The 11,873-nt window shown below is 65.7% G+C and carries 11 protein-coding genes; 7 read left to right on the top strand and 4 right to left on the bottom strand.

The window, feature by feature from the left end:
* Window positions 1-5: 5 nt before the first annotated feature.
* Complete coding sequence (locus tag AB0362_RS05930) at window positions 6-233, top strand: DUF3263 domain-containing protein (RefSeq protein WP_149407371.1); 228 nt, start codon at window positions 6-8, stop codon at window positions 231-233.
* A gap of 4 nt (window positions 234-237) precedes the next feature.
* On the opposite strand, the gene AB0362_RS05935 is transcribed toward AB0362_RS05930, so the two are convergent.
* Window positions 238-942, bottom strand: coding sequence for an SOS response-associated peptidase (locus tag AB0362_RS05935; protein WP_366235146.1), 705 nt, complete (start codon window positions 940-942; stop codon window positions 238-240).
* A gap of 87 nt (window positions 943-1,029) precedes the next feature.
* Between AB0362_RS05935 and AB0362_RS05940 the strand changes: the two genes are divergently transcribed.
* Together AB0362_RS05940 and AB0362_RS05945 are read left to right on the top strand one after the other, a co-directional pair.
* Window positions 1,030-2,280, top strand: a complete 1,251-nt coding sequence (locus tag AB0362_RS05940; protein ID WP_094686906.1) for a pyridoxal phosphate-dependent aminotransferase — start codon at window positions 1,030-1,032, stop codon at window positions 2,278-2,280.
* A 226-nt stretch (window positions 2,281-2,506) separates the two neighbouring features.
* Window positions 2,507-3,868 (top strand): YibE/F family protein, encoded by a 1,362-nt coding sequence (locus AB0362_RS05945; RefSeq protein WP_269594993.1) that lies wholly within the window; start codon window positions 2,507-2,509, stop codon window positions 3,866-3,868.
* 70 nt (window positions 3,869-3,938) lie between these two features.
* On the opposite strand, the gene ald is transcribed toward AB0362_RS05945, so the two are convergent.
* Window positions 3,939-5,021 (bottom strand): alanine dehydrogenase, encoded by a 1,083-nt coding sequence (ald, locus tag AB0362_RS05950; RefSeq protein WP_366235147.1) that lies wholly within the window; start codon window positions 5,019-5,021, stop codon window positions 3,939-3,941.
* Between the two features lie 116 nt (window positions 5,022-5,137).
* Between ald and AB0362_RS05955 the strand changes: the two genes are divergently transcribed.
* Complete coding sequence (locus AB0362_RS05955) at window positions 5,138-5,662, top strand: Lrp/AsnC family transcriptional regulator (protein WP_068055430.1); 525 nt, start codon at window positions 5,138-5,140, stop codon at window positions 5,660-5,662.
* A gap of 6 nt (window positions 5,663-5,668) precedes the next feature.
* Here the strand turns inward: AB0362_RS05955 and AB0362_RS05960 are convergent, their stop codons facing one another.
* Both AB0362_RS05960 and AB0362_RS05965 read right to left on the bottom strand, forming a co-directional pair.
* Window positions 5,669-7,630 (bottom strand): Hsp70 family protein, encoded by a 1,962-nt coding sequence (locus AB0362_RS05960; protein WP_366235148.1) that lies wholly within the window; start codon window positions 7,628-7,630, stop codon window positions 5,669-5,671.
* 175 nt (window positions 7,631-7,805) lie between these two features.
* On the bottom strand, window positions 7,806-9,206 hold the full coding sequence (locus AB0362_RS05965; RefSeq protein ID WP_366235149.1) for a hypothetical protein: 1,401 nt from the start codon (window positions 9,204-9,206) through the stop codon (window positions 7,806-7,808).
* 268 nt (window positions 9,207-9,474) lie between these two features.
* Here AB0362_RS05965 and AB0362_RS05970 point away from each other — a divergent pair, with 268 nt between their 5' ends.
* From AB0362_RS05970 to AB0362_RS05980, 3 genes are read left to right on the top strand one after another with little or no spacing between them, the layout of a single operon-like run.
* Entirely contained in the window at window positions 9,475-9,732 is a 258-nt protein-coding gene (locus AB0362_RS05970; RefSeq protein ID WP_032396368.1) for an acyl carrier protein, read from the top strand.
* A 4-nt stretch (window positions 9,733-9,736) separates the two neighbouring features.
* Window positions 9,737-10,891 (top strand): acyl-CoA dehydrogenase family protein, encoded by a 1,155-nt coding sequence (locus AB0362_RS05975; protein WP_366235150.1) that lies wholly within the window; start codon window positions 9,737-9,739, stop codon window positions 10,889-10,891.
* Complete coding sequence (locus tag AB0362_RS05980; RefSeq protein WP_366235151.1) at window positions 10,891-11,838, top strand: amino acid--[acyl-carrier-protein] ligase; 948 nt, start codon at window positions 10,891-10,893, stop codon at window positions 11,836-11,838. The genes AB0362_RS05975 and AB0362_RS05980 overlap by 1 nt, the downstream gene beginning before the upstream one ends.
* Window positions 11,839-11,873: the final 35 nt, after the last annotated feature.

Genomic DNA, 11,873 nt, shown 5'->3' on the forward strand with positions numbered 1-11,873 from the left:
ACACCATGCGCCGGACCACTACCCATTCGGTGGACCACGAAATTCTGACCTTCGGCCGAACCTGGCGGGGATACGGCGGAGGCAGCGACGAGGACATCTACGTGGCATTCGGCATCGACGCGCGTACCTACTTCCAGCGACTGCGTCGCATCCTGGACTCGCCGGTCGCCGAGGACCTGTCCCCGGACGAGCGGTCCGCGATCGCCGACATCTGCCGATTGCGCCTCGGCTGAGCAGCTACACCGGCACCAACAGTTCGGGACTGTTGTTCTTCACACTGTTGACCGCGGTACTCACCTCGTAGGGCTCGAGCCGCGGCTCGGGGATCGCCGCCAACAGGTCCTGCACGTCGCCGAGATCGGTCACAGTGGGGTCGAGCCAGCTCGAGCGCAGCTCCGGCGGAAGCACCACCGGCGAGCGATCGTGAATGTGCCCGAGCGCATCGGCTGCAGGCGAGGTAAGCACGGTGACCGACCAGACCCATCGATCCTCGTCGTCCTCGGCCTTGGTGGGGTCTCGCCACAGCTCGTACAGGCCGGCCATCGCGAGCACGCCTTCCGTATGCAGGAAATACGGCACCTTCGCGCCGTCGCGCTTCTCCCATTCGTAGTAGCCGTCGGCGGGCACGATGCATCGTCGACGGCTCGCCGCCTTTTTGAACGACGGCTTCTCGGTGATGGTCTCCGACCTGGCGTTGATCAGTCGAGAACCGATTTTGGCGTCCTTCGCCCACGAGGGGATCAGGCCCCAGCGCACCGACCGCAGTTGTCGCACGGCGTCGGCCTCGGGTTCGTCCTTCGGTGCGCGCTCGAGCACCGTCCGGACCGTCTGGGTGGGGGCCACGTTGTACGACGGCGGCACCTCCGCACCGACGGTCTCGGCGATGTCGAACACCGCCTGCAGGTCACTGTCACTCCGGGTACTGGCATACCGTCCGCACATGGAACGAGATTGTTCCACCTGCCACCGACATGTCGGACGAAACAACCTCGTGGAATTACGTGGCACCCACCTGGCACGATGTGACGGGTGACCACTCCGCAGATCCACTCCCAGCCGCGTTACCGCACGTTGCAGCAATCGACCAAGCTGCAGAACGTGCTGTACGAGATCCGCGGACCGGTACACGCCCACGCCGCCCGGCTCGAGGCGGAGGGGCACCGCATCCTCAAGCTCAACATCGGCAATCCGGCCCCGTTCGGGTTCGAGGCCCCCGATGTGATCGTGCGGGACATGATCGCGGCGCTGCCGGTGGCGCAGGGGTACTCGGAATCGAAGGGCATTCTGTCCGCGCGGCGCGCCATCGTCACCCGATACGAACTCGAACCGGGTTTCCCAGAACTCGACGTCGACGACATCTATCTCGGTAACGGAGTCTCCGAGCTCATCACGATGACGATGCAGGCGTTGCTCGACGACGGTGACGAGGTACTGATCCCGGCCCCGGACTATCCGCTGTGGACGGCGATGACGACACTGTCGGGCGGCAAGGCCGTGCACTACATGTGCGACGAGGAGAACGGGTGGAATCCCGATCTGGCCGACATCGAGTCCAAGATCACCCCGAAGACCGTCGCACTGCTGGTGATCAACCCCAACAACCCGACGGGCGCGGTGTACTCGAAGGAGGTGCTGCAGGGCATCGTCGATCTGGCGCGCAAGCATCAGCTGCTGTTGCTGGCGGACGAGATCTACGACCGGATCCTCTACGACGACGCTCAGCACACCTCGCTGGCGAGTCTGGCTCCCGACCTGCTCTGCCTGACGTACAACGGACTGTCCAAGGCGTATCGAGTGGCCGGTTACCGCGCCGGCTGGCTCGCGATCACCGGACCGAAAAAGCACGCGGCAGGATTCATCGAAGGCATCGACCTTCTCGCGTCGACGCGATTGTGCCCCAATGTGCCTGCGCAACATGCCATTCAGGTCGCACTCGGCGGATACCAGAGCATCGAGGATCTGATCCTGCCCGGCGGCCGTCTGCTCGAGCAGCGCGACGTCGCATGGGAGAAACTCAACGCGATTCACGGCGTCTCGTGCGTCAAACCGCGGGGTGCGCTGTACGCGTTTCCGCGACTCGACCCCGAAGTACACGAAATCTACGACGACGAGAAGCTGGTCCAGGACCTGTTGCTGCAGGAGAAGATCCTCGTGGTTCAAGGCACGGGATTCAACTGGCCCGGTCACGATCACATCCGCATCGTGACTCTGCCGTGGGCGCGAGACCTGGCGGTGGCGATCGAGAGGTTCGGTAACTTCCTAGCGTCGTACAAGCAGTGACGCCGGAAGTTACTCGAAAGTAGTTGAAAGTGATGCACAAAACATCGGTGTGATCCCGCCTCGGCGACGAATGATCTGTACATTGGCGGACGGCACTTCGGTGCCCGCGAGCCCTGGTCGTCCCCTCCCCCCCGGGTCGGTCAGGTGGTGGCGGGGGACGCCCCCCCTGCTCCCCGCCACCGAGCTCCTCGCATCTGTCACCAACCTGGCTCCGTACTAGCCTTGCATGGTGGAACCACACGGCAATCCTCCCGACGGCACCAAGCCGAGCCTCGACTCCTACGCGGGCCACGGGCACGGGCACGGCCACAGCGATACTCCGGTTCCGTTGGGACCGGTGGCCGCCAAGGTGGTCGTCGGACTGTTGGTCGCCATTGCCATCGCCGTGATCGGTGGTGCGATCGCACTGTGGCCGAGCCAGCAGAGCGTCGACATCCCGTTGCCGTTCCAGACCTCCGGCGGCGGCGCAGTGTCCACCGAAGCGGGCACCATCACCTCGCAGAGCATCGGGCCCTGCGGAAGTCCCGACGCCGGAAGACCGTTCACCGGTGACCCGACCCCCGCGGTCAACGACTCCTACGAATGCCAGCGAAGCATCGTCGACATCACCACGGGCGAGGACGCGGGCAAGCGGACGGTACTCGAGATCGCTCCGGGGCCCGGGCAACCGACTCTGAGCGCCGGCGAGGACATCCGGTTGGTCGTGCAGACCGACCCTGCCGGTGGAGTCCGCTACTCCTTCAACGACTATTCCCGCGGGCTGCCGTTGGCGCTGATCGTCGGCGTGTTCGCCGTGGTCATCTGCGTCGTCGCCCGCTGGCGGGGATTCCGCGCACTGGTCGGCCTGCTCATCGCGTTCGCCGTGCTGGTCGTGTTCATGCTGCCCGCCCTGCTCGACGGTGCACCCGCCATTCCGGTCGCCCTCGTCGCCGGTGCGGTGATTCTCTATGCCGTGCTCTATCTGGCGCACGGGGTGAACCTTCGGACCAGCTCGGCGCTGCTGGGCACCCTCACCTCGATGGCGGTGGCGGCGGTGCTGTCGTACGTCGCCATCCGCATGACCCACCTGACCGGATTGTCCGAGGAGCAGAACACCGCCGTACAGACATACATCGGCAACGTCAGCGTCACCGGTCTACTGTTGGCCGGCTTCATCATCGGCTCGCTCGGTGTGCTCAACGACGTGACGATCACGCAGGCGTCGGCGGCTTTCGAGCTCGCCTCGGTGGACGAGACGGCGTCGCGGCGCGAGATCTTCACCGCCACGATGCGGGTGGGTCGCGATCACATCGCCAGTACCGTCTACACGCTCGTGCTCGCCTACGCCGGTGGCGCACTGCCGCTGCTGCTGCTCTTCAGCGTCGCCGACCGGTCCATCCAGGACGTACTCACCGGCGATTCGGTGGCGATCGAGATCGTCCGCTCCGCAGTCGGCGGTGTGGCGCTTGCCCTGTCGGTTCCGCTGACCACGGCGATCGCCGTGCTGTTGGCCCGCCCCATCAACGTGGGCGGGCCCTCCAACCGAGCGCAGCGCCGGGCGACGGCACCCACCCGCAAGAGCAGGCGCTCCGGCCGTCACAGCGCGTGAGCGGCTCCGCCGCACGTGACTGGAAGCTCGTAGTGGGCTACGAGTTTTCGTGCACGCGCGGCGCAGCCGCTCAGGCGAACGCAGCGGCGACGGTCTCCGACAACAGTGCACCGTTGTGCGTGCTCAGGCCGGCTTTGAGACCCGGGTCCGCCTCGCACGCAGCTTCCCAGCCCTTGTCGGCGAGTGCGACGACGTACGGCAGGGTGGCGTTGGTGAGCGCGTAGGTGGAGGTGCGCGGTACGGCACCGGGCATGTTGGCGACGCAGTAGAACACCGACTCGTGCACCTTGTACGTGGGATCGGCGTGGGTGGTGGCGTGCGAATCCTCGAAGCAGCCGCCCTGATCGATGGCGATGTCGACCAGAACCGAACCCGGCTTCATGCGCTGAACCAAACTGTTGGACACGAGCTTCGGTGCCTTCGCTCCCGGCACCAGCACTGCGCCGATCACGAGATCCGCTGCGAGAACTGCCTGTTCGAGCTCGTAGGCGTTGGATACCAGGGTTTTCACCGCACCGCGGTACTGATCGTCGATGGCGCGTAGCGCCTTGACGTCGAGATCGAGCACGGTGACGTCGGCGTGCATGCCGAAAGCGATTGCGGTGGCGTTCTTTCCGGACACGCCGGCTCCGATCACCACGACGTTGGCGGGGCGGACTCCGGGAACTCCGCCCATCAGAACTCCGCGGCCGCCTTCACTGGACATCAGGTGGTAGGCACCGGCCTGCGGCGCGAGGCGTCCGGCAACCTCACTCATCGGGGCGAGCAGCGGCAGGGAACCGTCTGCAGCAGTGACTGTTTCGTAGGCGATGGCGGTGGTACCCGACTCGAGCAGCGCATCGGTGCACGGCTTGGACGCCGCGAGGTGCAGGTAGGTGAACAGCACCTGCCCCTTCCTCAGGCGTGAGTACTCCTCGGCGATAGGTTCTTTGACCTTCAACAGCAGGTCCGCAGACTCCCAGACCTCGGCGACATCGGTGAGAATCTGCGCCCCGGCGGCCTTGTAGTCGGTATCGGTGAACGACGAACCGGCTCCTGCCTCGGTTTCGATGATCACTTCGTGTCCTCGCGAGACCAGTTCGTGCACGCCTGCCGGGGTGATGGCCACCCGGTATTCGTGGTTCTTGATCTCGCGTGGAATTCCGATCTTCATGGCGGCCTCCTCGGTGGCGGGTGATGTGAAGCCGGGGCTCCATCCGTGTAGGCCAACTATGAATTATCTACGAAATACCTGCAACGGAAGTGAACATAATTCTGTACGATCCCAGAATGGTGAGCAATAGTTCGTTCGAGACGGGTGAAGCGGGGTCTCGGTCGAACGATGTTCGGTCGGTGCCACTGGACCGAATCGACCACATCCTGCTCGACGAGCTCCGCCGCGACGCCCGTACACCCAACAACGCGCTCGCTGCCGCGGCCGGGATCGCACCGTCGACCGCACTGGCGCGGGTTCGCGCTCTGGTCGAACGCGGCGTCATCCGCGGCTTCCACGCCGAGATAGACCCCGAGGCACTCGGCCAGGGCATTCAGGCCATGATCTCGGTTCGGCTGCAAGCAGATGCTCGACGACGCATCAGCGAATTCGGCTCGAAGATCGCCTCGCGGAAGGAGACGCTGAACATCTACTTCATTGCCGGTGCGGACGACTTCCTGGTGCATGTGGCGACCGTCGACACCGCTACTCTTCGCGACTTCGTCGTCGAGAATCTCAGCGCCGACCCTGCTGTGGCCGCTACCGAGACCATCCTGATCTTCGAGCACATCAGGCCGCGAAACACTCACGGAGAGAAGTGAATCGGGTCAGGGAGCGGGTGGGGCAATCGGCGGGAAACCGGGCAGCGTGAAGTCCGGGAATCCTGGAATCAGCGGCGGTGGCTGCTGTGTCGTCGGAGGAACGCTCTCGACGGGTGGCGGCGGAACAGGCTCGGCCGTGGTCGTCGTCGGCTCCGGCGTCCACGGCTCCTGGTAGACCTCGGTCTCCGGTGGCACGGTGGTCGGTTCGACGGTGGTTTCGGGTGCAGGTGCGGGCGGCGGCAACACCGGCGCTGGTGTCACCGACGTGGGCGGCACCGTGGTCGTGACAGCGGGAGCTTCGGTCTGGTTCCGACTGACCGAGGTGTCTACCACCTGCGGTGTGTTCTGTTGGGTGATCATGAACGCGGAGCCGCCCACCACCAACGCGAGACCGAGCGCGAGAACACCTCCGGTGCGGAGCTTGCGCCGAGCCCGGGTGCGGTCGTCCTCGCCGTCGTCGTCGTCGTAATCGGCGTCGAGCCAGTAGACGTTCTTCAGCTGGAACGGAACCGGCTTGCCGTCGTCTGCTGCCTCGGGCCTGGCAGCAGAGTTCTTGGCAGCAGAGTTCTCGGCAGACGAATCCCCCGTGTTCGCGCTCAACGCAACGACCTCCCCGTCGACCCGCGCCCCCTGCACGTGGTCGTCGAGAACATCTTCCACCACCGGTGAGGTCTCGGGAACCGAATCGACTGCACCGGATTCGGCGAAGTCGGTGAACCTCGAGGAAGCGAATTCTCCCGAGGTACCGGTGGGATCGACCGGGACTTCTGACGTCGGGACTTCTGACGTTGGCACCTCGGGCACCGGCACCTCGGACACCGTGTCCTGCGAGCGCGCGCCGACCGCTCCCGCCGCTATCCAGGGACGGGCCGGAACAGGACGCGCCGGCGAGGGAGCCGGGACAGGCACACCGGGCGCGGCGTGCTGAGACTCGGTATTCGCCGGAACCGGACGGACCGGCGCGGGTAGCGGAGGCGGCACCGGCACGGAAGCCGGTTCCGAGCGGACCCGCGACGTGGGTTCGGCGGTCATCGACGCGGACGTCACCGGCCTGTTCGGTGCCCGTCGCGTTCCGGTTCGCGTGCGCGAGTGCGGCCGAGCGGCCAGTGCCGCTCCACGTGCCGCGACGGTCTCGGGTTCGGTCGGCACGATCGACGGGAGTTCGAGCAGCGGTCCGACGCGTTTCTGCACGATCGGCATACGAGCGCCACCGCCGATCAGTACGACGGCGTCGATGGGAACGTTGGCACCGATCATCACGTCGCGCGCGAACTCGATGGCCTCGTCGAGCAGGTCGGTGATGAGCAGCTCGAAGTTCTCCCGGGAGAGCAGGATCATGCCGCTGGCGTCGGGCAGACATACCGCGTCCTGAGTGGACAAGCGTTCCTTGGCAATTCGGCAGCGCTTCTCGAACAACGCCATGTCGGGGTCGGTCGGCTGCTTGCCGAGGCGTTCGAGCTGATTGTTGCGCACGTAGGCGTCGAGCAGATCTCCGCTGTACGCACCGGATCGCTGCGAGGCGATGACGGTGCGCTGGACCAGGTCCACGACGCTGACGGTCAGTCCGGAACTTCCGAGGTCGAAGAGGGCGACGGAATTGCAGTTGCGGGCTTCGCCCGTTGCCGCCAGGTACTCGACGACGGCCTCCACCTCGGGGACCAGGTGGTAGTTGTGCAGGCGCGCACCGCTGAGGGCAGCATGCAGCGCGTCGGCCTGGCGGGGGTCGCGGTAGGCGACGCCGGTGGCCAGTTCGGGCTCGCTCTCGGCTGCGGCACCGATCGATTCGGCGGCCAGATGCGGAAGGTCTCCGCCGACGCTGTCGATGAGTTCGTTGCGGAAGAACAAGGGCCGGTCGATGTCGGTGACCAGGCCGGATGGGTCGCCGACGGGTGACCCGAACTGCTCGGCTCGGGGCTGCGCCGTGCGCACGGCTCGGGTCCCCATGGACACCCCAAGCAGCACAGTCACGGTTGTCGGCCTCATTTCGATCGGCAGTTGTCTTCGGACGCGATCCACCTCGTCCAGAGCGCCAGGCTACCGCTTCGGCCGAATCGGCGGGGCGCGCGCCCCGGCGGTGGGCGGAGCCGGGCGTAGCGAAACCGGTCGCGCTCCCCACCCGGCCGGCTCGAACCGGACCCGAGGTCTATTCCGGCAGCTCCGGATCGACAGTCGGTAGGTACAGCTCGCCGGCGTAGCTGAACTCCCGCTCGTACAGGTCCGCATCGGACAATCGAGCGGGCCCGAGCACCGGCAGCTCGGCGGGTCCCGGATCGACCCCGTCGGCCGGGCCCGCGACGGCAGAAAGCGCAGCGGCGAACGTGGAATCGATGGGTATCTGCTGTTCGATCAGAGGAGTGGGCGGCGGCGTGTTTCCCCGGGTGAACACCAGTCCCACCACGGCAACGATCAGCAGACTCACGGCGGCGAGCACGGACGCATCACGCACCGACCAGGTGCGTCGGCCGCGACGAACCGGCTCGGCGACGACCCCCGGCTCGGGTGCCGCGGGCACCTCGGGTTCGAGCACCTCGGGCTGCAGGAGTGCAGGTTCGTCGAGGTCGATGTCTGCCGGGGCCGTATCGAAGGTGGTCGACGGGATCGTCAGATCCTCGGTCGCGAGTTGGTCGACGGTGAGGCCGTCGACCATCCACTCCTCGACGGTGTCGAAGTCGAGCGTCTCCGGCTCGGCGAGCATCTCGGGCGCCGCCTCGAGCAATTCCGATGCGTCGTCCGGGACGGTGATGATTCCCACATCGGCGTGGAGAGAGGCTTCGACGGGTCTTTCGTCGAGTGCCGCGCCCTCGGCGATGGCCATTGCAGGGTCGTCGGGCACGTGGACGGGAACGTTCCACTTGTCCTCGATGATGGTGCGCACCGAGGGGATGCCTGCACCGCCACCGATCAGCAGCACTGCATCGGGTGCCTGCTTGGAGGCCCAGTCCAGGGCGTCGGAGACGAGCGGTGTGATCTCTCGCTCGAATTCCTTTCGGCTGAGCAACATCGGGCCGCGGTTGGGTGCCCGGACGCCGACCGACGAGCTCACCAACTCCTTGAGCTCGCGGAAGAAGGCCTGGTACTCCTGATCGCCCTCGGGGCCGACCGGAGCCGGCAGAATGCCCTTGGCCATCACGATGCCGCGGACCACCTCGTCGAAGCGGTCACCGCTGATGTCGACGGTGCGTGCGGTCCACTCGACGTACTCTCCCGCGACATCGAGTGCGGTGGCCGAAAGCCCCTTCTTTCCCAGGTCGACGACCAGGACGTAGTCCTTGTCTGCCAGTTCCGGAACGGTGCGGGCATAGGCGAGCAGGGCGCGGGACTCCTCGACCATGCGAGCTTTCGGCACGGTGCCGTCGCCGAGGGTCTCCAGCAGCGCCGTCACGGCTGCGGTGTCCCATCCTGCGAGGACGATGTCCTCGAACGGCCCGAGGTCGACGAGCTTGCCGGGCAGCAGGTCGTGTGCACCCTCTGCGTCGATGGAGTCCTCGACGCGGCGGCCGTCGGCGATGTACGCGATGCGCACGGCACCGGTACCCACTGACACCCCGCAGACTCCACCCATAGACCAGACAGTCCTTCACAGATTGTGTTTCGACGCCCGATCCGGCGCCCGTACGAGCCCCCGCTCCACTCGAAGTGTACGGCGGCTCGGATACCCGATGCGGGCATCCCGGTAACGCTACTAAACAATCTGCGATATTGTTTAAGAGGGTCTGGGGAGACTTTGGGTCGAAAAGGCGCACTGCCAGCCGACCCTGAGTCGACGACGAGGCCGTCCGGTCTCGTGGTTAACGCGATCGGTGGAGGTTTCGATGCAGACGCTCAATGCTCACGACGTGGTTCGAGTGCGAACCGTTCTGGAGAAATTCGGAAAGCTGCCGGTTCCCGTTGAGGGCATCGACGAAGCTGCCGATCTCTACGACAGCGGCCTCACCTCGCACGCCAGTGTCAACGTGATGATCGCGCTCGAGGACGAGTTCGACGTCGAATTCCCCGACACCATGTTGCAGAAGTCGACCTTCGGCAGCATCAACGCGATCGCCGCGGCCATCGCTCAGCTGACGGACTGAGGCCATGACCACCGTCTACGAGAGCTCGATCGACCAGTCGATCACCGACGTGCTGGCCGTACTGCGGACCTACGCCGACGAAGTCGATCGCGATGCCCGTTTTCCCACCGAATCGGTGGATGCGCTGCGCGACGCCGGCTTGCTCGGGGTCGGAGTTCCGCGGGAGTTCGGCGGAGGCGGGGCAACACTGACCGACATAGCCCGGATCTCGCGCGCCCTCGGTGCCGAGTGCGCATCGACGGCGATGATCTTCGTGATGCACCAGTCACAGGTGCTCAGCATCGTCCGCCACGGCAAGTCCGACGCCATGGCAGACCTGCAGCGTCGCATCGTGACCGATCGCATACTGGTGGCGTCGGCCACCACCGAGATCAACATCGGCGGCGACGTCCGCTCGAGCAGTTGTGCGGTGGAGTACGACGGTGAGCAGATCACGCTCAGCAAGAACGCACCGGTCATCTCCTACGGCGAGTACGCACAGATCGTGTTGGCGACGGCGCGGCGCAGCGTCGACAGCCCGCCGAGCGATCAGGTGCTCGTGGTGTGCGAGAAGCCCGACGTGACGCTCGTCAAGACCGGCACCTGGGACACCCTCGGCTTTCGCGGCACCTGCAGCCCCGGCTTCATGCTGGACGCGCGCACGACGACGTCGAACATCCTGGGCGACAACTACGGCGACATCTCCGCTCAGACCATGCTTCCGGTAGCGCACGTGCTGTGGGGATCTGCGTGGCTCGGCATCGCCGACGCGGCGGTCACCAAGGCGCGCAAGTCGGTGCAGAAGGCCGCACGCAAGACTCCGGGAACGCCGCCGCCGAGCGCGCTGCGTCTCGCGGAGCTGATGGTGGTGCACGAGCAGTTGGTGGACACGGTGTTCGGTGCCGCAGCCAAGTTCGAGGCCGTCTCCGACAGTCCCGCCGAGCTCGGAGCCATCGGTTTCGCACTCAAGATCAACAACGTCAAGGTCACCGCGTCGACGCTCGTCATCGACATCGTCGGCAAGGCACTGCAGATCTGTGGCATCTCCGGCTACCGCCAGGACGGCGAGATGAGCATCGGCCGTCACCTTCGCGATGCGCACGGGTCCGCGATCATGGTCAGCAACGAACGCATCCTGGGGCACAACTCGCAGCTCTCCCTCGTCTACAAGGGAAAATGATGACCACCACACACTCCGCACCGGAGACAGACATCAGCGAACTCGACTCGGCCCGAGCCGCTTTCCGCGCCGAGCTCGTCGACGCCGGCTTGCTGGTCCCCAGCTCGATCCCCGGATTGTACGGGCGTAGTGGCGAATTCGAGGACATCATCGAGTTCGTCGATGCCCGCGTCACCGAGGCAGGGGTCGCCGAACACGGCCGTCAGGCCACTCGATTCCGGTTCGCTCCGGTCTTCCCGCGGGAAGCCTTCGAGCGCACCGACTACATCGCGTCGTTCCCCAACCTCACCGGTGCCATCAACACGTTCGAGGGCGACAACAAGGAACACGCGGCGCTGTTGGCGGAACGATCAGACGGTAAGGACTGGGATCACTTTCTGCACTCGGCGGGCACCATGCTGGTCTCGGCTGCCTGCCATCCGTCGTACTCGATGCTCACCGGCACGCTGCCCGACGAGGGCACGCTGATGGACATCTACGGCTACTGCTTCCGGCACGAGCCCGCGGTGGATCCGGCTCGGATGCAGGCATTTCGGATGCACGAGTTCGTTCGAGTGGGCACCCCCGACGACGCGATCGCACACCGCGAACGCTGGGTGCCGCGCGGTCTTCAGGTCCTGGCAGATCTGGGGTTGGAAGCCGAGGCGGTCATTGCCAACGACCCGTTCTTCGGTCGCGCCGGACGCATGCTCGCGGCGAACCAGCGCAACGAGAACCTCAAGACCGAGTTGGTCGTCAAGCTCTACGGAGATCTCGACGAGGGCACTGCGGTCGTCTCGTGCAACTGCCACCGCGATCACTTCGGGCACACCTTCGGCATCGAGACGGTCGACGGTGAACCGGCCCACAGCGCGTGCGTCGGCTTCGGCATGGAACGCATCGCCTTGGCGATGCTCCGCACCCATGGACTCGATCGATCGGCCTGGCCTGCCGCACTGCGCAACTGATCGATACCGCTTCACCCGTGTACGTACACGAAGGA

The organism is Rhodococcus sp. NPDC079359 (assembly GCF_040702585.1).
Classification (GTDB): domain Bacteria; phylum Actinomycetota; class Actinomycetes; order Mycobacteriales; family Mycobacteriaceae; genus Rhodococcoides.

Coding starts and splice junctions, on each gene's coding strand:
- AB0362_RS05935 (WP_366235146.1), bottom strand. CDS start 942: ATGTGCGGACGGTATGCCAGTACCCGGAGTGACAGTGACCTGCAGGCG.
- AB0362_RS05970 (WP_032396368.1), top strand. CDS start 9,475: ATGCAGACGCTCAATGCTCACGACGTGGTTCGAGTGCGAACCGTTCTG.
- AB0362_RS05930 (WP_149407371.1), top strand. CDS start 6: ATGCGCCGGACCACTACCCATTCGGTGGACCACGAAATTCTGACCTTC.
- AB0362_RS05980 (WP_366235151.1), top strand. CDS start 10,891: ATGACCACCACACACTCCGCACCGGAGACAGACATCAGCGAACTCGAC.
- AB0362_RS05945 (WP_269594993.1), top strand. CDS start 2,507: ATGGTGGAACCACACGGCAATCCTCCCGACGGCACCAAGCCGAGCCTC.
- AB0362_RS05975 (WP_366235150.1), top strand. CDS start 9,737: ATGACCACCGTCTACGAGAGCTCGATCGACCAGTCGATCACCGACGTG.
- AB0362_RS05955 (WP_068055430.1), top strand. CDS start 5,138: ATGGTGAGCAATAGTTCGTTCGAGACGGGTGAAGCGGGGTCTCGGTCG.
- ald (WP_366235147.1), bottom strand. CDS start 5,021: ATGAAGATCGGAATTCCACGCGAGATCAAGAACCACGAATACCGGGTG.